20 protein-coding genes, 1 tRNA gene and 1 riboswitch are annotated in these 18460 nt (G+C 71.5%); of the genes, 8 read left to right on the top strand and 13 right to left on the bottom strand.

Features of this window, described 5'->3' with window-relative positions; genetic code table 11:
• The first annotated feature begins 22 nt into the window (after positions 1–22).
• Together AB0E05_RS12600 and AB0E05_RS12595 are read left to right on the top strand one after the other, a co-directional pair.
• Positions 23–1057 carry an SEC-C domain-containing protein gene (locus AB0E05_RS12600; protein ID WP_361962265.1) on the top strand — a complete coding sequence of 345 codons (1035 nt, stop codon included), beginning with the start codon at positions 23–25 and terminating at the stop codon, positions 1055–1057.
• A gap of 168 nt (positions 1058–1225) precedes the next feature.
• Positions 1226–1657, top strand: coding sequence for an Ig-like domain-containing protein (locus AB0E05_RS12595; RefSeq protein WP_361962263.1), 432 nt, complete (start codon positions 1226–1228; stop codon positions 1655–1657).
• A 363-nt stretch (positions 1658–2020) separates the two neighbouring features.
• Here the strand turns inward: AB0E05_RS12595 and AB0E05_RS12590 are convergent, their stop codons facing one another.
• Positions 2021–2542 carry a hypothetical protein gene (locus tag AB0E05_RS12590; RefSeq protein ID WP_361962261.1) on the bottom strand — a complete coding sequence of 174 codons (522 nt, stop codon included), beginning with the start codon at positions 2540–2542 and terminating at the stop codon, positions 2021–2023.
• A gap of 462 nt (positions 2543–3004) precedes the next feature.
• On the opposite strand from AB0E05_RS12590, the gene AB0E05_RS12585 reads away from it, so the two are divergent.
• The gene (locus AB0E05_RS12585) at positions 3005–3058 is read left to right on the top strand and encodes a hypothetical protein (RefSeq protein WP_361962527.1); all 54 of its coding nucleotides are present in this window, start codon (positions 3005–3007) and stop codon (positions 3056–3058) included.
• 106 nt (positions 3059–3164) lie between these two features.
• Here AB0E05_RS12585 and AB0E05_RS12580 read toward each other — a convergent pair whose 3' ends face one another.
• From AB0E05_RS12580 to AB0E05_RS12560, 5 genes are all read right to left on the bottom strand, one after another.
• Positions 3165–4523: a DUF445 domain-containing protein gene (locus AB0E05_RS12580; protein WP_361962259.1), complete on the bottom strand. Its 1359-nt coding sequence runs from the start codon at positions 4521–4523 to the stop codon at positions 3165–3167.
• A gap of 133 nt (positions 4524–4656) precedes the next feature.
• Positions 4657–5346 (bottom strand): DUF1707 domain-containing protein, encoded by a 690-nt coding sequence (locus tag AB0E05_RS12575; protein ID WP_361962525.1) that lies wholly within the window; start codon positions 5344–5346, stop codon positions 4657–4659.
• Positions 5347–5429: 83 nt separating this feature from the next.
• Complete coding sequence (locus tag AB0E05_RS12570; RefSeq protein WP_361962257.1) at positions 5430–6437, bottom strand: ATP-binding cassette domain-containing protein; 1008 nt, start codon at positions 6435–6437, stop codon at positions 5430–5432.
• A gap of 6 nt (positions 6438–6443) precedes the next feature.
• Positions 6444–7286 carry an ABC transporter permease gene (locus tag AB0E05_RS12565; protein ID WP_361962255.1) on the bottom strand — a complete coding sequence of 281 codons (843 nt, stop codon included), beginning with the start codon at positions 7284–7286 and terminating at the stop codon, positions 6444–6446.
• Positions 7279–8079, bottom strand: a complete 801-nt coding sequence (locus AB0E05_RS12560) for an ABC-2 family transporter protein (RefSeq protein ID WP_361962253.1) — start codon at positions 8077–8079, stop codon at positions 7279–7281. Before AB0E05_RS12560 ends, AB0E05_RS12565 begins: the two co-directional genes overlap by 8 nt.
• Before the next feature lie 155 nt (positions 8080–8234).
• Here AB0E05_RS12560 and AB0E05_RS12555 point away from each other — a divergent pair, with 155 nt between their 5' ends.
• Entirely contained in the window at positions 8235–10595 is a 2361-nt protein-coding gene (locus AB0E05_RS12555; protein WP_361962251.1) for a transglycosylase domain-containing protein, read from the top strand.
• 12 nt (positions 10596–10607) lie between these two features.
• Here the strand turns inward: AB0E05_RS12555 and AB0E05_RS12550 are convergent, their stop codons facing one another.
• From AB0E05_RS12550 to AB0E05_RS12540, 3 genes are all read right to left on the bottom strand, one after another.
• Positions 10608–10928: a multidrug efflux SMR transporter gene (locus AB0E05_RS12550; protein ID WP_361962249.1), complete on the bottom strand. Its 321-nt coding sequence runs from the start codon at positions 10926–10928 to the stop codon at positions 10608–10610.
• Between the two features lie 32 nt (positions 10929–10960).
• Positions 10961–11036, bottom strand: a riboswitch (guanidine-III (ykkC-III) riboswitch).
• A gap of 372 nt (positions 11037–11408) precedes the next feature.
• A complete protein-coding gene (locus tag AB0E05_RS12545) occupies positions 11409–11711 on the bottom strand; it encodes a co-chaperone GroES (protein WP_361535164.1) in 303 nt (100 codons plus the stop codon).
• A gap of 137 nt (positions 11712–11848) precedes the next feature.
• A complete protein-coding gene (locus AB0E05_RS12540; protein WP_361962247.1) occupies positions 11849–12169 on the bottom strand; it encodes a DUF3618 domain-containing protein in 321 nt (106 codons plus the stop codon).
• A 134-nt stretch (positions 12170–12303) separates the two neighbouring features.
• On the opposite strand from AB0E05_RS12540, the gene bcp reads away from it, so the two are divergent.
• On the top strand, positions 12304–12771 hold the full coding sequence (gene bcp / locus AB0E05_RS12535) for a thioredoxin-dependent thiol peroxidase (protein ID WP_361962245.1): 468 nt from the start codon (positions 12304–12306) through the stop codon (positions 12769–12771).
• Positions 12772–12837: 66 nt separating this feature from the next.
• Positions 12838–12912, top strand: a tRNA-Leu gene (locus tag AB0E05_RS12530).
• A gap of 68 nt (positions 12913–12980) precedes the next feature.
• Here AB0E05_RS12530 and rdgB read toward each other — a convergent pair.
• From rdgB to AB0E05_RS12510, 4 genes are all read right to left on the bottom strand, one after another.
• Complete coding sequence (gene rdgB, locus AB0E05_RS12525) at positions 12981–13583, bottom strand: RdgB/HAM1 family non-canonical purine NTP pyrophosphatase (protein WP_361962243.1); 603 nt, start codon at positions 13581–13583, stop codon at positions 12981–12983.
• 64 nt (positions 13584–13647) lie between these two features.
• Positions 13648–14031 carry a hypothetical protein gene (locus tag AB0E05_RS12520; RefSeq protein WP_361962241.1) on the bottom strand — a complete coding sequence of 128 codons (384 nt, stop codon included), beginning with the start codon at positions 14029–14031 and terminating at the stop codon, positions 13648–13650.
• Between the two features lie 158 nt (positions 14032–14189).
• A complete protein-coding gene (gene rph / locus AB0E05_RS12515) occupies positions 14190–14921 on the bottom strand; it encodes a ribonuclease PH (RefSeq protein ID WP_361962239.1) in 732 nt (243 codons plus the stop codon).
• Between the two features lie 146 nt (positions 14922–15067).
• The gene (locus AB0E05_RS12510; RefSeq protein WP_361962523.1) at positions 15068–15334 is read right to left on the bottom strand and encodes a PTS glucose/sucrose transporter subunit IIB; all 267 of its coding nucleotides are present in this window, start codon (positions 15332–15334) and stop codon (positions 15068–15070) included.
• Positions 15335–15535: 201 nt separating this feature from the next.
• Here AB0E05_RS12510 and AB0E05_RS12505 point away from each other — a divergent pair, with 201 nt between their 5' ends.
• Both AB0E05_RS12505 and AB0E05_RS12500 read left to right on the top strand, forming a co-directional pair.
• Positions 15536–16840, top strand: coding sequence for a PTS transporter subunit EIIC (locus AB0E05_RS12505; protein WP_361962237.1), 1305 nt, complete (start codon positions 15536–15538; stop codon positions 16838–16840).
• A gap of 273 nt (positions 16841–17113) precedes the next feature.
• The gene (locus tag AB0E05_RS12500; RefSeq protein WP_361962235.1) at positions 17114–18379 is read left to right on the top strand and encodes a PTS transporter subunit EIIC; all 1266 of its coding nucleotides are present in this window, start codon (positions 17114–17116) and stop codon (positions 18377–18379) included.
• Positions 18380–18460: the final 81 nt, after the last annotated feature.

Genomic DNA, 18460 nt, shown 5'->3' with positions numbered 1-18460 from the left:
GTACGGCAGTACGGTGTCCCCCATGCGCCCCGACACGCCTGCCGACCACGTCGCCGAAGCCGAACGTCTGCTGCGCACCGCGACGCAGTACCCGGAGGACCACGAACCCCTGCTGCTGCGGGCCGCGGCCCACCTCGAACTCGCCGGCGACCGCGAATACGCCTCCACCCTCTACGACCGGCTCCTCGCCGCCGGCACGGACCGCCCCCTGCTGGTCAAGGCGCTGCAAGCGGCCAACCTGTGGGAGTACGGCCACGAGGCCGAGGCCCGCGCACTGATCACCGGCATCCGTACCGCCGCCCCCGTCGACCCGGCCCCCTGGGAGGTGATCGCCGAGACGCTGGAGTCCCACGACGAACTGGAGGCGTCGCACGACTGCTTCACCACGGCCCTCTCCCTGCTGCTGACGCCCGGGGACGACGAGGTCACATACGAGACCCAGTCCCTGCTGATCGGCCGCCACCGCGTCCGTCGGCTGCTGGGCCTGCCGCACGACGCCCGGGACACCCTCGCCGACAAGGTGCACGCCGTCCACGCGGAGATCTCGCTGGATGAGCTGCACGACCCCAACCGGCTGTGGGCCCTCGGCTCCGACAACCCCGCCGAGCTGCGCGCCGAGATCGCCCGGCTCCGCTCCGAGCTGGGCTCCTACCGTTCGGCGCTGTCGCGGCCCTTCCCGGTCGCGGTGCTGCACTGGCCGAAGGGGGAGTTCGACGAGCTGCTGAGCGCGTATCCGCAGCTCGCGGTCGAATACCCCTCGCACGAGGAGCACCTCGCCGCGATCGAGGGCGCGCTGCGCGACGCGGCGGCCACCGGGACGGCCAACCTCGGCGTCGTCACGGCGACGGTCCCCTCGTACGAGGCGTTCGCCGCGTCCGAGCAGTCCTCCCCCGCCTCCGTCGACCTCCTCCCCCAGTACGCCACCACCCTCGCGGCCCGCGGGCGGGCCCTGCCGTGGCCGCCGGCGAAGGGCGCGGCGTGCTGGTGCGGCTCGGGCGCGACCTACCGCGAGTGCCACGGCGGACCGGCGGCGACGCCGCCTTCTGCCCGGGACTGACGAGCCGACACATCACGACTCGGCATCATCTAGGGCTCCGACGCCCCGATCGGCCGTCCGGAACGCCATGATCAGCCCACTCAGATCGGTTCTGTCGGCCTTGGGGGGCACATGTCTCCGATATATGCGCGTGGGCGCATCGCGCTAACCACTGCCGGAGTCGTCGTCGTGTTGGGAACGGCCGTCGGCTGCGGATCGGAAACGAAGGACAAGGAAGGGGCCAGCCCGGGCAGCTCCGGCGTGGTCGCCCAGACCTCCCAAGCGGCTGGCTCCGGTCAGGGGAGCTTGCTGCTGCGCAATGACCAAGTCAGCGCGAGCACCGCCAAGGAAGTGGTGGTGAAGGTGTTGGACAACGACGCCGCCGCCCTCGCGGACGGGACCGGCAAGGACCTGAACGCGGCGTTCGCCCAGGGCGAGGTGGAACTCACCGTGGAGAGCGGGCCCGGCAGCGGTGCGGCCCAGGTGAAGGACGGGACGATCGTCTACACGTCGAACGCCGACTACGAGGGCGAGGACGTGATCAACTACCGGGTGCGCTTCAAGGGCGCGAAGGACGACATGAGCGCCAGCGCCGCGCTGCGCATAACGGTCACCCCGTAACCCCGGCACGGAAGTCGCCCCGGGTGGGGCAGGGCCTCTGCTTTGGCCCCGCCCCGCCCGGGGCTCGGGGGTGCCGCGTTCCCGGTGACCGCGCCGCGGGGGATGGGCGATCAGCCGGCGGGAACCGGCGCCCACGGCGTACGGAGGGACAGTTCCGAACGCCGCAGTCGAAGGGGGCAAGCCGCCCCGGACATCGTCGAAACACGAGGCGAACGGGCGGAACATTCCTCGCTCCGGCACTGCCCGATTCAGCTCGACGTGAGTCGGCTGGAAGCGCAGCAGTCCACATGGGCTCGGCCCGGCTCGTTCTCGTTCTCGTACTCGTGCTTCTTCTCGTTCGATTTCCTTCGGCCGCGCAGTGCGTTACTCGGCCTTCTTGACCAGTTTTCCGTCCGCGGCGATCGCGAACCACTCGCCGTCCAGGCCCTGCCCGTTCACGTCCCCGGCCGCCGTGTCCCCGACGTAGTAGTACAGCGGCCAGTCCCCGTACACCGCCTGTTCCGCGCCCTCCTCCAGCTTCGTCTCCTTCAGCAGCGACGGCTGGATTCCCGGGCCCGCGGCGACGTCCCGGGCGGTGGTCAGGGCCGGCCAGACGGCGATGCAGTCGGCGTCGCAACTGCTCGCGCCCGGCTTGTCCTTGGTGAATCCGTAGAGCGTCCGGCCCCTGTCGTCGACGAGGATCCGGCCCAGCGACGAGTCGGCGACCTGCACGGACGAGGAGCCCGCAAGCTTCGCCGGCGCCGGCACCCCGGTCGCGCCGTTGCCCTTGCCCTCGCTGGAGGAGGGCAACTCGTCGGAGCCCCCACAGGCGGTCAGGGTCAGCAGGGCGAGGGTGGCCGCGGCGGCGGCGGCCGTGGCGAACGTGGCGGAGCGTTTGCTGCGCATGGTGGGTCCCCCGGCTCGATGGCGTGTGGGTCTGCCCGGTAATACGGCCGCTACTGACCAACGGTTCAACCGCCGATGCCAATTCTTCCGCTGAACCACCCCTCGCCCGGATGCGTTCTCTCCCACGACCGGCCATCGCCATCGGGGTCGGTGTCCAAGGGAAGGGACGAGAACAGGTGCGAACGAGGTGCCCGTGCCCGGCGGCCCCGCCGTGAACGACCCCGACGCCGCCGCCCGCGCCCACGTCACGGTGAAGGGCGACCGGGTCACCTGCTCGCTCCGGTGGAAGAACGTCGTGCCCGGCCTCAGCGGGCGCCTTCGGCAAGAACGGCAACGTCGTCGTCTTCAGCTTCTTCAACCGGCCCGTCCCGGAGGGCGTCTTCGCCTTCTCCGGCCGGCTGAACGGCCAGAAGGCGGACGTCGTGCAGCGGGTGAACGCCGACCCAGAACTACTACTCCAACATCCACACCGCCGAGTTCCCCGACGGAGCCGTGCGCGGCCAGCCCTTCCGCTGACGCCGAACGCCGACCCCGAACCACGGAACGACCGCATCACGACGCGTGTCCGCCCGGCCCCTTCATCGCGGAGGCCGGGCGGACACGCGTCGTGATCGGCCCGCGGTCAGCCGCCGAGGCCGTGCACCACCGTGTAGATCACCAGTCCGGCGAGAGCGCCCACCACGGTGCCGTTGATCCGGATGAACTGGAGGTCCCGGCCGATGTGCGCCTCGATCTTGCGGGAGGTGTGCTCCGCGTCCCAGCCGGCGACCGTGTCCGAGATCAGGGAGGTGATCTCCCCGCGGTAGGTCGTCACCACGTACACCGCGGCGTCCTCGATCCAGCCGTCCAGCTTCGACTGCAACCGCTCGTCCGTCGACAGCCGGGCGCCGAGGGAGAGGAGGGAGGCGCGGGCCCGCAGCCGCAGCTCGCTGCGGTCGTCGTCCGCCGCCGAGATGATCATGGCCCGTACGGACGACCAGACCGAGGCGATCACGTCCTGCACCTCCTCGCGGGAGAGCAGGTCGGACTTCATGCGCTCCACCCGGGCCCGGGTGTCCGTGTCCGACTGGAGGTCGGCGGCGAAGTCCGCGAGGAAGCGGTCGATGGCGCCGCGCGCGGGGTGGTCCGGCATGTCCCGCACCTCGGTGACGAAGCGCAGCAGCTCCCGGTAGACCCGCTCGCCGATCTTGCGGTCCACGAACCGGGGGGTCCACCCCGGCGCCCCGCCCTCGATGGCGTCCATCACCGAGTCCGAGTGCTCCACCAGCCAGTCCTGGGCTCGGGTGCAGACCAGGTCGACGGCGCGGTGGTGCGCCCCGTCGGCGACGACCTTCTCCAGGGTCTTGCCGACGCCGGGGGCGATCTCCACCGCATTGGCCCGGCGGGTGATGGCCTCGCCGACGACGGCCTGCACGTCGGCGTCCCGCAGCACCGTGAGCGCACCGCGCAGGGCGGTGGACAGCTCGGCGGTCACCCGGTCTGCGTGGGCGGGCTCCGCCAGCCAGGCCCCGAGCCGCGCGCCGATGCCGAGGGAGCGCAGCCGGGTGCGCACCACGTCCTCGGAGAGGAAGTTCTCCCCGACGAAGGAGCCGAGCGAGGCGCCGAGCTGGTCCTTCTTGTTCGGAATGATCGCGGTGTGCGGGATGGGGACGCCGAGGGGGTGGCGGAAGAGGGCGGTGACCGCGAACCAGTCGGCGAGGGCGCCGACCATGCCGGCCTCCGCCGCCGCGGCCACGTACCCCGCCCAGGGGCCGGCGCCTTCGTTCTTCGCCCAGGTGGCGAGGGCGAAGACGAGCGCGACGAAGAGCAGCAGCCCGGTGGCGAACCGCTTCATGCGGCGCACTCCGCGCTGCTTCTCGGCGTCCGCTTCGGTGTACGCGAAGGACGGCAGCCCCACCCGCGCCCCGCCCCGCCCGGCCTCGGGCGCAGCCGCCCCGGCCTGGGGCGTGCCCTCCGGTTGATCCCGGTCCGTGCTGTTCATCCTGCTCCACCCGTCCGCGCGCAGCCCGTACGCATTGTCCCTATCTCAGGGACTCCCGGGACGCATCCGGAGTTCCCGTACGACCCCCCGTCCACCTGGCGAGTTCTCGCCAGCCGGGCCGGGGCGCGTGAGATCAGCCCAGTTCCCGCGGGTCGTCGCCCTTGTGCAGCCGGCCCTGTCGCCTGGCCTGCTCGCGCTCCGCCTTCAGCCGCTGGCGCTCCGCCCTGGTCCGCTTGCGGCGCACATCGATCCCGCCCATCAGGGCGAAGCCGGTGATGCGCACCCGGGGCGCGGCCGGGTCCGGCAGGGCCTCGTCGCTGCCGGACTCGTCGAAGCCGCCCATGAAGCCGAAGCCGTTGACGTCCACGTTCAGCTCCGGCGGCACGATGACGTCGATGCCGCCCATCAGGGCGAAGCAGCGGATGACGACCTCGCGGTCCTCGAAGTGAGCCTCCCTGAGGTCCAGCTCTCCGCCGCCCATGACCGTGTACGCGTTGAAGGAGCGGGGCACCGTCCAGCGGCCCCGCCGGGAGAAGCCGCCCCACATGGCGAAGGCGAACTTCGAGGTGGCCAGGCCGCCGATGCGGTCGGCCCAGCGCACCGGGCGGTCCGCCGAGGTCGCGGCCGGGGCCGCGGACGGGGACTCGATCGTGGTGCCCGGCGCGGGCAGATCGCTGACCAGCGGCTCCAGCTCGCCGTGGGTGCGCGCCTGGTAGGTGGCGTCGAGGCGGTCGTTGAACTCCTCCATCGTGAGCCGGCCCTCCGCCACCGCCTCGCGGAGCCGCTCGGCGATCCGTTCCCGCTCGGAGTCGGAGGCTCTCATCTCAGGGAGTTCACTCATACGGGAAGGATAGTCAGCGCCCCCGGTCATGCCCCGGTCACGCCCCGGTCCCGCCCCAGGGCCGGTCACGCTCCGGGCCGGTCCGCGTACATCCGGGCGATGACCGCCTCGATGTCGGGCTCCCGCACCGACAGGTCGACCACCGGGTACTGCTCCGCGACCGCGGCCACCAGCGGCGCCGCCGACTGGCCGGCGGGGAAGGCCAGCCACTGCCGCGGCCCCTCCACCTTCACCGTGCGCGCCAGGTCCAGGGCGAGCGGCGGCAGCTCGCGCTCCAGGTCGACGACGAGGGTGCGTTCGCTCGCCCCCACCTCGTGGAGCCCGGCGAGCGCCCCGTCGTACATCAGCCGCCCGTGGTCGATGACCATGACCCGGCGGCACAGTTGCTCGATGTCGGTCAGGTCGTGCGTGGTCAGCAGGACCGTGGTGCCGCGTTCGGCGTTCAGGTCCCGCAGGAACTCCCGCACCTTCGCCTTGGAGACAACGTCGAGGCCGATCGTCGGCTCGTCGAGGTACAGCACCTCCGGGTCGTGCAGCAGCGCCGCCGCGATGTCGCCGCGCATCCGCTGCCCCAGCGAGAGCTGACGCACCGGCACGTCCAGCAGCTCCCCCAGCTCCAGCAGGTCCACGCAGCGGTCCAGGTTCTCCCGGTAGCGCCGGTCGGGGATCCGGTACATGCGGTGCATCAGCCGGTACGAGTCCGCCAGCGGCAGGTCCCACCACAGGGTGGTGCGCTGTCCGAAGACCACGCCGATCCGGCGCGCCATCCGGGTCCGGTCCCGGGACGGGTCGACCCCGGCGACCCGCAGTCGGCCGCCGCTGGGCGTGAGGATGCCGGTGAGCATCTTGATGGTGGTGGACTTGCCGGCGCCGTTCGGGCCGATGTAGCCGACCATCTCGCCGCGCCGCACCCGGAAGGTGAGCCCGTCGACGGCGCGCACCTGCCGCTTCTCCCGGCGCAGCAGCCCGACCCGCCGGTGGACGTCGAAGACCTTCTCGACGCCGTCCACCTCGATCACGTCGGGCGCCTCGACGAGGTCCGGCGCCTTCGGCGCCTCGGTGTCAGTGGTCACGGTCGGTCAGCTCCCTGTGCTGCGGTACGTACGGAGGCCCGCCCGCCACGCCGCCCCGGCCAGCGCACAGCACCCGGCGGCGATCAGGGGCGGCGCGAAGGCCAGCCACTGCGGCACGTCGAGCGGGTACGAACGGCCGAGGACGTACAGCCCGGGCAGCCAGTTCACGAAGGCCAGCGGTACGACGAAGGTCACCCCGCGCACCAGGTCGCGGGCGAAGACCGTCGGCGGGTACTGGAGCAGGGTGTTGCCGCCGTAGGTGAAGGCGTGCTGCACCTGGGCCGCGTCCTGGGCGACGAACTGGAAGGCGGCGCCGGCCACGAAGACACAGCTGAAGACGACCGCGCCGCTCAGCAGCATCATCGGCACCATGAGCACCTTCACCGGCGTCCAGTCGACGACGGCGTCGACGGAGTACAGCCCGTAGGCGAGGACGAGCCCGCCCTGGGTGATCCGTCCGAGCCGGCGCAGCGCGAAGCGGTCGGCGGCGATCTGCGCCAGCACGGGCGCGGGCCGCACCAGCAGGGTGTCCAGCGTGCCGTCGCGCACCCGCCGCCCCACCCGCTCCACGGAGCCGAGGAGCAGGTCGCTGATGCCGAAGGCGGTGGAGGCGATCCCGTAGAGGAAGGCGATCTCGCCGAGCGTGTAGCCGCCGAGCGCGTCGACGTGGGAGAACATCAGCACGATGGTGAGGAAGTCGAAGCCGGTGACGGCGAGGCTCGCCAGCAGCGTCATCGCGAAGGACGCCCGGTAGGCCATGGTGGAGCGGATCCACATGGCGGTGATCAGCCCGTAGGCGCGCACGCCCTCCCGCAGCGCGCCGCGGTACCGCACGGTCGGTTCAGCCACCCTGCACCACCACCCGGCGCACCGCCGCCGACTGGACCAGCCGTCCGGCGACCAGCAGCACCGCGGCCCAGCCGAGCTGGAACGCGTACGCCTCCAGCAGTCCGCTGCCGGTGCGCTCGCCGAGGAGGACGTCCGCCGGGACCTGGAGCACGGACGACCAGGGCAGCGCACGGGCGATCTCGCCGAGGGCACCGGGGAAGACGTTCAGCGGCAGCAGCATCCCGGAGAAGAACAGCCCCGTCAGCATGGCGATCTGCAAGATGCCCGAGCCGTCCAGCAGCCAGAACGCCAGCAGCGCGAAGAGGTACCGGACGGCGAAGCCGACGACGAGTCCGAAGAAGACGGCGAGCAGGAAGGCGAGCCAGGTCAGCGCGGAGGTCGGCAGCGCGAGGTCGAAGACGAGCGCACCGCAGGCGAGCGGGACGAGGCCGCGCCCCAGCAGTTGGAAGCAGGCGCGGCCGAGGTCGGCGGCGAGCCACCACAGTTGGAGGTCGGCGGGGCGGTAGAGGTCGATCGCGACGTCGCCGGTGCGGATGCGTTCGACCAGTTCGTCCTCGAAGCCGCCGCCCATCAGCGCGCCGGCGGCCAGCAGCGCCTGCCCGAGCCAGACGTAGGTGAGGGCCTGGGTGACGTCGTACCCGCCGAGCTGGGGGCGCTCGTCCCACAGGGCGATGTAGGTGTAGGCCAGGATGAAGCCGAAGACGGTGTTGGTGAAGACGCCCGCCGCGGTCGCCACCCGGTACGTCGCGTACCGGCGGAACCAGCCGACGGCGACGACTCCGTACAGGCGCACGTCCGTTTCCCCTCCCCTGCACGTCTCGTTGTTCCCTAAAAGCACCAAAGCGCAGGAGCTTAGTACGGCGGCCCGCGTCCGCGCGATCGGTTTGTTCGACGCCGTGACGCGCGAGGGTCCAGGGGATGTCTGACCGAAAAGTGCAGTATGTGCCTATGAGCGAGCAGCCACCGCAGCAGGGGTGGACCCCCCGGGACGAAACCGCGGTCGCTCCGGCGGCCACCGCTGCCCCCGTCGGCGGCGCAGGACGGCGCCGCGGCCCGGGTCCACGGCGCAGGCGGACGGGGTGGCGCCGGCTGGTCCCCACCTGGCGCACGCTGCTGGGCGGGGTGCTGATCGGGGCGGGGCTGGTCGTCGGCGGCTTCGCCGCCGGTTACGCCTTGGTCCACATCCCGCCCGCGAACGCCATGGCGACCGCGCAGTCCAACGTCTACCTGTACGCGGACGGCACCCAACTCGCCCGGGACGGCGAGGTCAACCGGGAGAGCGTGCCGCTGTCCCAGGTCCCGATGAGCGTCCAGCGGGCGGTGCTCGCCGCCGAGGACCGCAACTTCCACACGGACCGCGCCGTCGACCCCAAGGCGATGGTCCGGGGCGCCTGGAACACCCTGACCGGCAAGGGCAAGCAGTCCGGCTCCACGATCACGCAGCAATACGTGAAGAACTACTACCTGGGCCAGGAACAGACGATCTCGCGGAAGTGGAAGGAGTTCTTCATCGCGATCAAGCTGGGCCGCGAGCAGAGCAAGAGCGAGATCCTCCAGGGCTATCTGAACACCAGCTACTTCGGGCGCAACGCGTACGGGGTGCAGGCCGCGGCCCAGGCGTACTACGGCACGGACGCCGCCGACCTCACCACCGCCCAGGGCGCCTACCTGGCGTCGCTGCTGAACGCGCCCAGCGCCTTCGACGTCACCACCCATCCGGAGAACCGGTCCGCCGCGCTGGCGCGCTGGGAGTACACCCTCGACGGCATGGTGAAGAAGGGCTGGCTGAGCGAGGCCGAGCGGGCGTCGACGACCTTCCCCGCCCCGCAGAGCGCCAAGCCCGCCACCGGCCTGTCCGGACAGCGGGGTTATGTGGTGCAGGCGGTCGAGGAGCACCTGACCAGCCACGGCATCGTGGACGAGAAGACCCTCGCCGCCGGTGGCTTCCGGATCACCACCACCCTCCAGCGGACGAAGCAGGACGCGTTCGTCGAAGCCGTGGACGACCAGGTGCTCTCCCGGCTCTCCCCCGACCGGCGCAAGGCCGACCGCAACGTCCGCGTCGGCGGCGCGTCCATTGACCCCGCGACGGGCACGGTGGTCGCGATGTACGGCGGAGTGGACTACACCCGGCAGTACGTCAACAACGCCACCCGCCGCGACTACCAGGTGGGCTCCACCTTCAAGCCGTTCGTCCTCACCACCGCCGTCGACACCGGCGCCCGCACCCAGGACGGCCGGCCCATCACCCCGAACACCGTCTACGACGGCACGAGCGAACGCGCCGTGCAGGGCTGGAGCGGCGCGCGGTACGCCCCGGAGAACGAGGACGGCAAGTCGTACGGCCCGATCACCGTGCAGACCGCCACCGACAAGTCCGTGAACGCGGTGTACGCGCAGCTGGCCATGGACGTCGGCCCGGCGGACGTCAAGCGCACCGCGATCGCGCTGGGCCTGCCGTCGGGCACCCCCGACCTGTCCTCGTCGCCGTCCATCGCGCTGGGCGCGGCGACCGCGAGCGTGCTGGACGTGACGCAGGCGTACGCCACCCTCGCCAACCACGGGCGGCACGGCACGTACACCATCGTCGCGAAGGTCACCCGCGGCGGCGTCGACGTGGAGCTGCCGGCCGCGGACGTCGAACAGGTCGTCAGCCGGGCCGCCGCGGACACCACGACGGCGGTGCTCCAGGGCGTCGTGGAGGGCGGCACGGGCACGGCGGCGCAGTCGGCGGGCCGGCCGGCGGCCGGCAAGACGGGCACCGCGGAGGAGGACAAGGCCGCGTGGTTCGCCGGCTACACCCCCCAACTGGCGACCGTGGTCGCGGTGATGGGCCAGGACCCGGAGTCGGGCGTGCAGAAGCCGCTGTACGGGGCGATGGGTCTGCCGCGGGTCAGCGGCGGCGGAGCGCCGGCGCGGATCTGGGGGCAGTTCACCGGGGAAGCGCTGGGCGGGGCGGAGATCCTGGGGTTCGACCTGGAGGGGTCGGGGCCGGGGTCGGGCGCGGGGGACGAGGACTCGCCGTCGGCGTCGTCGACCGCGTCGGACGCGCAGGCGCCGTCGAGCGCGCCGCCGTCACCGGGCGGGTCCGTCGGCGTGACCTCCGCCCCGACCGGTTCGGCGGACCCGGTGCCCCCCGTGCCGTCGGTGGACCTGCCGACGGACGCGCCGCTGGGCGACCTGGGGACGGTGCAGCTGCCGGGCCCGCCGGACGGGGGCCGCAGGGACGAAGGCGGGGGTGGCCCGGGCGCGACGGACGGAGGCACGGGCCTCCTGCCGAGTGCCCGTGCCTCACGTGGTGCGCCCTGACGGGCCGGTGCGTCAGTGGCCGGAGGTCGCCTTCAGGCCGACGACGGCGACGAGGAGCAGGGACACGAAGAAGATCCGCGCCGCGGTGACGGGCTCGTTGAGCGCCACCATGCCGACGATGGCGGCACCGGCCGCACCGATGCCGACCCAGACGCCGTAGGCGGTGCCGATGGGCAGGGTCTTGGTGGCCTGGGCGAGCAGGATCATGCTCGCGACGATGCCGAGTCCGGTGAAGACGCTGGGCCAGAGCTTGGTGAAGCCCTCGGTGAACTTCATGCCGATCGACCAGCCGACTTCGAGCACTCCGGCCACGATCAAAAGGACCCACGCCATGACGGCACCTCCGAGACGATTGAGCTTCTGGGGGTGCGTCGTCTTTGCGTAAACCCGGTACGGCGCGTCTCGTCGGGCTTGCCCCAGCCTAACAAATGGGGGCCGTTCCCCCTGGTGAGCTGCCTCACCACCCTGCGGGCAGCTCCGCCGTGCTTGTCTGCGCCCCGGTCCGGCGTGCCCTGGGCATCTGCCCCGGTCCGGCGTACCCCGGGCATCTCGCCGTAGGACGAAGGCCCCTGTGCCGACTGCGGCCCGGTGGGTGGGCTGTGCGCGCAGTTCCGCCCCCTGTGCCCTGTGGGCACGGGGGGACCCCCCAGCGCCCCTGATTCGCTGCCCCCGTCATTTGACTGCGGGCTCAGGGCAGGGGTTTTAGGGGCGCGGGGAACTGCGCGCACAGCCACCCACCGGGCCGCAGAGACAAACGCTCCCGCGGGGAAACAGCGAGCATGCCACGGCGAGCCGCAGGGGCTCGGGGAGGTGCTACAGGTAGAGGCCCGTGGTGTCTTCCGAGCCCTGGAAGCGGTCCGCCGCCACCGCGTGCAGGTCGCGCTCGCGCATCAGCACGTACGCCACGCCCCGCACCTCGACCTCCGCCCGGTCCTCCGGGTCGTACAGCACGCGGTCGCCGGTCTCCACCGTCCGGACGTTCTGGCCGATCGCGACGACCTCCGCCCACGCCAGCCGCCGGCCCACCGCCGCGGTCGCCGGGATCACGATGCCGCCGGTGGAGCGCCGCTCACCCTCCGGGATGTCGGTGCGCACCAGCACGCGGTCGTGCAGCATCCGGATGGGGAGCTTGTCGTGCTGGGCCTGGTGCCGGGACGACGGCTGGGTGTTCTGTTCATGGCTATTGGCGCTCACGCGTGGAAACCTACCTGCCCCGACGCCCTCGCGGCGCCACGCCCGGGCTCGTCACCGGTTCAGCCCTTGCGCTTGCGGGAGGAGACGGCGAGCAGCCCCACCAGCCCGACCACCACCGCCGCGACCGGCAGCAGCCGCTCCAGCCGCGGGGAGCCGTCGTCCGCGACGAACTTGCCGCGGACGTCCGCGCAGGCGCGCTGCACCGCGTCGAGCGCCCGGCCCTTCGCCTGGTCCACCTGTGAGGCGACCTTCGCCTTGGCGTCGCCGACGATCGTCTTGGGGTGCACCCGCACCCCGATCTCGTCCAGCGTCTCGGCAAGCTGCTCGCGCCGGCGGACGATGTCCGCCTCGATCTGCGCAGGGGTCCTGGCGTCCGACACCGCGCCGCCTCCGTGGTTGTTCCGGTAGTCCTTCCTCGACAGTCTGTCAGCTCGGCGGCGCCCGCACCCCACGGCACCCCCATTACGCTCGACGGCGTACAGCACGCACGCCTTCCGAGGAGAGTCCGATACCCATGAGCGAGCGCCTCCAGACCGGCGACACCGCCCCCGACTTCACCCTGCCCGACGCCGACGGGAACGACGTCTCGCTCTCGGCGCGCCGGGGGCGCAAGGTCATCGTCTACTTCTACCCCGCCGCGCTGACCCCCGGCTGCACCAAGCAGGCGTGCGACTTCACGGACAACCTCCAGCTGCTGGCGGACGCGGGCTACGACGTCATCGGCGTCTCCCCGGACAAGCCGGAGAAGCTGGCGAAGTTCCGCGAGAAGGAGGACCTGAAGGTCACGCTGGTCGGCGACCCGTCGAAGGAGGTCCTCACCGCGTATGGCGCCTTCGGCGAGAAGAAGCTGTACGGGAAGACCGTCACCGGCGTCATCCGGTCGACCGTGGTCGTGGACGAGGAGGGCAAGGTGGAGCGGGCGCTGTACAACGTGAAGGCGACCGGACACGTCGCCAAGATCATCAAGGATCTGGGGATCTAGGGCCGCTCTTGGGCTTGTCCGACGCCCGAACGGGCGGGCGCGCACAGCCAGTAGAGTGGGCGCGTTGGGCCCGTACCCCAGCTGGCTAGAGGGCGCCGGTTTAGGTCCGGTGTGTCGTGGGTTCGAGTCCCACCGGGCCCACGCGCAAGGGCGCGGCTCCCCGAGCGGGGGCCGCGCCCTTGCGCGTACTGCCGGGGTGGACCCGCGGGTCAGGACACCAACTCGCGCACCACCGGCACCAGCGCGCGGAACGCCTTGCCGCGGTGGCTGATCGCGTTCTTCTCCGCCGGGGTCAGCTCGGCGCAGGTGCGGTCCATGCCCTCGGGCTGGAGGATCGGGTCGTAGCCGAAGCCGTTGGTGCCGGCGGGGACGTGGCGCAGGGTGCCGAGCAGTCGGCCCTCGACGACGCGTTCGGTGCCGTCGGGCAGGGCGAGGGCGGCGGCGCAGAAGAAGTGGGCGCCGCGGTGCTCCGCGGAGATGTCGGAGAGCTGGGCGAGCAGCAGGTCGAGGTTGGCGGCGTCGTCGCCGTGGGTGCCGGCCCAGCGGGCGGAGAAGATGCCGGGGGCGCCGCCGAGGACGTCGACGCACAGGCCCGAGTCGTCGGCGACCGCGGGCAGGCCGGTGGCGCGGGCCAGGGCGTGCGCCTTCAGCAGGGCGTTCTCCGCGAAGGTGACGCCGGTCTCCTTGACGTCGGGGACCTCGGGGTAGGCGTCGGTGCCGACGAGGGCGTGCGGGAGGTCCGCGTCGGCGAGGATGGCCCTCAGTTCGGTGATCTTCCCGGCGTTGCGGGTGGCGAGGACGATACGGGTCATGCCCCGATTATCGGTCGGCCCGCCCCCGGCTCCGTCACCGGGCCGGGGACGAGCGGTCGGCCGGTCACGGCGAGCAGACCTTGCCGATCTCCTTGGCCGCGTCCGTGACCGGACTCAGCTCGATGTTCGTGTCGCCGTTCTCGATGGACGTGCGGATGTTGTCGACGCCGCTGTTCAGGTCCTTGACGGCCTTGCTGAGGTCGGCGTTGTCCGTCTTGTCGGAGAGCTCGTCGAGCTCCTTCTCGATGGAGTCCAGGGCCTCGCGCGTCTTGGTGGGGTCCTCCGCCGCGGAGGAGATCGCCGTCTGGAGGTTGTCGACGCTGCTGGCGATCGAGTCGGCGGTCTCGACGCAGTCGAGCGCCTTGTCGATGGCGCTGCACCCCGCGGCGACCGGCACGGTCAGGGCGACGGCGGCGAGCGTCAGGGCGATGCGGCGGCGCGCGGTCATGGTCGGTCCTCCCCCGGCCGCCGGAGGACGTCCCCGGCTGGCCGGGCGCGCGGCTCGTACCGCGCGCCCGTGTCCCAGATGACGCCGCCCCGTACGGCATTGGTTGCTCCGACGTCCGGGGGCGCTCGGAGCACTCGGGGCGCGGCCCCGGGCCGGGGTTACTCGGTGCGCTCCAGGGCCGCGCGCTGGAGCGCGGCGAGGTCGGCGCAGCCCGCGGTGGCCAGGTCGAGGAGGGCGTTGAGCTCCTTGCGGTCGAAGGGCTCGGCCTCGGCGGTGCCCTGGACCTCGACGAAGCGGCCGTCGCCGGTGCAGACCACGTTCATGTCGGTGTCGGCGCGCACGTCCTCCTCGTAACGGAGGTCGAGCAGCGGGGTGCCGTCGACGATGCCGACGGAGACGGCGCTCACCGTGTCGACGAGGGGGCGGCGGCCGGCGCGGACCAGCTTCCTGCCCTGCGCCCAGGCGACGGCGTCGGCGAGGGCGACGTACGCACCGGTGATCGCGGCGGTGCGGGTGCCGCCGTCGGCCTGGAGGACGTCGCAGTCGAGGACGATGGTGTTCTCGCCCAGCGCCTTGGTGTCGACGACGGCGCGCAGCGAGCGGCCGATGAGCCGGCTGATCTCGTGGGTGCGTCCGCCGATCTTGCCGCGTACGGACTCCCGGTCGCCGCGGGTGTTGGTGGCGCGCGGCAGCATGGAGTACTCGGCGGTGACCCACCCCTCGCCGCTGCCCTTGCGCCAGCGCGGCACCCCTTCGGTCACGGACGCGGTGCAGAGGACCCGGGTGTCGCCGAAGGAGACGAGGACGGAGCCCTCGGCGTGCTTGCTCCATCCGCGTTCGATGGTGACCGGGCGGAGCTGTTCGGCGGTGCGGCCGTCGATGCGAGACATGAGCAGGAGCCTAGCGCCCCTCCCGGCGCGCTTCGGCCTGGCCCGGGGGCGTGCGGGATCGCGTGCGGAGGCGTGCAAAAGGGCCCCGCCCTGACCGGCTGCGGGGCCCTTCGTGTGCGTGCCCTGGCCCCTGTTGGGGCCGGGGCTCACATCATGTCTTCGATCTCCGCGGCGATGGGGTCGGCGTCGGTGCCGATGACGACCTGGATCGCGGTGCCCATCTTGACGACGCCGTGGGCGCCGGCGGCCTTGAGCGCGGCCTCGTCGACGAGGTCGGCGTCGGCGACCTCGGTGCGGAGGCGGGTGATGCAGCCCTCGATCTCTTCGATGTTGTCGATCCCACCCAGCCCGGCGACGATCTTCTCAGCCTTCGTGGCCATCTCTTCTCCCTGGTGTTGCCCGGTGCCCGGCACGGGCTCCCGGTGCTGCCTCGGCCCGCGATCGGCCGCTTCGTCACGGTAACGCACGGTTGGCCCATCTTCACGGGCGCGTGGTCACCCCGTACCCAATGATGACGATCACGGCGCTCCGCGCCCGTGGTGCAACTGGTCTACACCAGTCTGCGACAACTGCCAAACCAGGCCGGGTCCGGCCGAGCCAGGGAGGAAGTGTCGATGGCGTCCGCAAACCCCGCAGCACGGCCGCAGCCCGCACAGCCGTGGCGGAGCCGCCTCTACCAAGGGCTCCAGAAGATGGGGCGCAGCCTTCAGCTCCCCATCGCCGTCCTGCCCGCGGCGGGCATCCTCAACCGCCTCGGCCAGCCGGACATCTTCGGCGCGGACGGGTTGAGCTGGGACGCGGTCGCCAAGGTGATGGCGGGCGCCGGCGGCGCGCTGCTGGATCCGGAGCTGGGGCTGCCGCTGCTGTTCTGCGTCGGGGTCGCGATCGGGATGGCGAAGAAGTCGGACGGCTCGACGGCGCTCGCCGCGGTCGCGGGCTTCCTCGTCTACCACGGCGTCCTGCGCCAGTTCCCGATCGACTGCACGCCGGGGTCGAAGAACGTGGGGGCGGGCTGCCATGCCGCGGACGGGACGTTCTCCCTCTTCATGTACCAGAACCCGGGGGTCTTCGGCGGGATCGTGATGGGCCTGCTGTCCGCCTTCTTCTGGCAGCGCTACCACCGCACCAAGCTGGTGGACTGGCTCGGCTTCTTCAACGGCCGTCGACTGGTGCCGATCATCATGTCCTTCGTCGCGATCGCCTTCGCGGCGCTGTGCCTGTGGATCTGGCCGCCGATCGGCACCGGGCTCGAAAACTTCAGTGACTGGCTGGTGGGTCTGGGGGCCTGGGGCTCGGGCATCTTCGGCCTCGCGAACCGCGCGCTGCTGGTCATCGGGTTGCACCAGTTCCTGAACGTGCCGATCTGGTTCCAGCTCGGCAGCTACACCAAGCCGGACGGCACCGTGGTGCACGGCGACATCACCATGTTCCTGTCCGGCGACCCCGACGCCGGCCAGTTCACCAGCGGCTTCTTCCCGATCATGATGTTCGCGCTGCCCGCCGCGGCGCTGGCGATCACCCACAGCGCCTTCCCGCACCGCCGCAAGGAGGTCGGCGGGCTGATGCTGTCCGTCGCCCTGACCTCCTTCGTCACCGGGATCACCGAGCCGATCGAGTACTCGTTCCTCTTCGTGGCACCGGCGCTGTACGCGATCCACGCGGTGCTCACGGGTGCGTCGATGGCGGTGACCTGGGCGCTCGGCGTCCACGACGGCTTCAGCTTCTCGGCCGGCCTGATCGACTACGTCATCAACTGGAGCCTGGCCACCAAACCGTGGCTGATCATCCCCATCGGACTCTGCTTCGCGGCCGTGTACTACGTCCTCTTCCGGTTCGCGATCACCAAGTTCAACCTGCCCACACCCGGCCGGGAGCCGGAGGAGTTGGCGGAACGACTGGAAGAGGACAACGTCAAATAGCGCGGGCCGCGTTCGCGGCAACGGAGAGGGCCCTCGGGACGACGTCCCCGAGGGCCCTCTTGTCTGAATTGTTACCTATGCTCCACGCCACAGAATTCGAAGGTTTCTTATCTATCCCTGACCCGTTCGGCCGTGCTACAACAGGTCTACACCACTGACTGGTTTAGACCACACGGCGTCCTGCTGTGCCGTGCGGCCCCTTTCTGTGATCCCCAAGACGTCGCCCCCTCCCCAGATCGTCCCGGGCGACGCCTGCCTTCCTGGAGGATGTACATGTCCACGGCTAGCGCCGCCCCCGCGGCCCAGAAGAAGAAGGGCGCGGGTGCGATGGCTGTCATGCAGCGCATCGGCCGCAGCCTGATGCTCCCGGTCGCCGTGCTGCCGGCCGCCGCGCTGCTGGTCCGGTTCGGCCAGCCCGACATGCTGGGGCGCGAGTCGTTCCCCACCCTGGTGCAGAAGATCGCCGGGTACATGTCGGCCGGCGGCAACGCACTGCTCGACAACATGCCGCTGCTGTTCGCCGTGGGCATCGCCATCGGCTTCGCGAAGAAGTCGGACGGCTCGACCGCGCTCGCCGCCGTCGTGGGCTACCTGGTCTTCAAGAACGTCCTCGCGCAGTTCACCGACGACAACCTGCCGCAGGTGGCGCAGGTCGTCGACGGCAAGATAGTGATGCAGGACGCCCCCGTGGACGCCAAGGTCCTCGGCGGCGTGGTGATGGGCATCGTGGTCGCCCTGCTCTACCAGCGCTTCTACCGCACCAAGCTGCCCGACTGGGCCGGCTTCTTCGGCGGCCGTCGACTGGTCCCGATCCTCTCCGCCTTCGCGGGCCTGCTCATCGCGATCGTCTTCGGTCTGATCTGGCCGGTCCTCGGCACCGGTCTGCACAACTTCGGCGAGTGGCTGGTCGGCTCCGGCGCGGCGGGCGCGGGCATCTTCGGCGTCGCCAACCGTGCGCTGATCCCGGTCGGCATGCACCACCTGCTGAACTCCTTCCCGTGGCTCCAGGCCGGCGAGTACGACGGCAAGAGCGGCGACATCGCCCGCTTCCTGGCCGGCGACCCGACCGCCGGACAGTTCATGACCGGCTTCTTCCCGATCATGATGTTCGCGCTGCCCGCCGCGTGTCTGGCGATCGTGCACTGCGCCCGCCCCGAGCGCCGCAAGGTCGTCGGCGGCATGATGTTCTCGCTCGCCCTGACCTCGTTCGTCACCGGCGTCACCGAGCCCATCGAGTTCACCTTCATGTTCATCGCGCCGGTGCTGTACGCGGTCCACGCGGTGCTCACCGGTGTCTCCATGGCGCTGACGTGGGCGCTGGGCATGCGGGACGGCTTCGGCTTCTCCGCCGGCGCGATCGACTTCCTGCTGAACCTGGGCATCGCGTCCAACCCGTGGGGCCTGGCGCTGGTCGGTCTCTGCTTCGCGGCCGTGTACTACGTCGTCTTCCGGTTCGCGATCACCAAGTTCAACCTGCCGACCCCGGGCCGGGAGTCGGACGAGGAGCTCGCGGAGCTCCAGAAGGCGGAGGCCAAGTAACGGCTCCCCCGCGCGACGCACCACGGCCCCGGGTCTCCCCGGGGCCGTGGTGCGTCGTGGTCCGTCGTCGTGGGTGCCGGG

Source organism: Streptomyces sp. NPDC048057 (assembly GCF_040653095.1).
In the GTDB taxonomy this organism is placed as follows: Bacteria; Actinomycetota; Actinomycetes; order Streptomycetales; family Streptomycetaceae; genus Streptomyces.
This window is presented reverse-complemented; position numbering and strand designations above follow the sequence as displayed.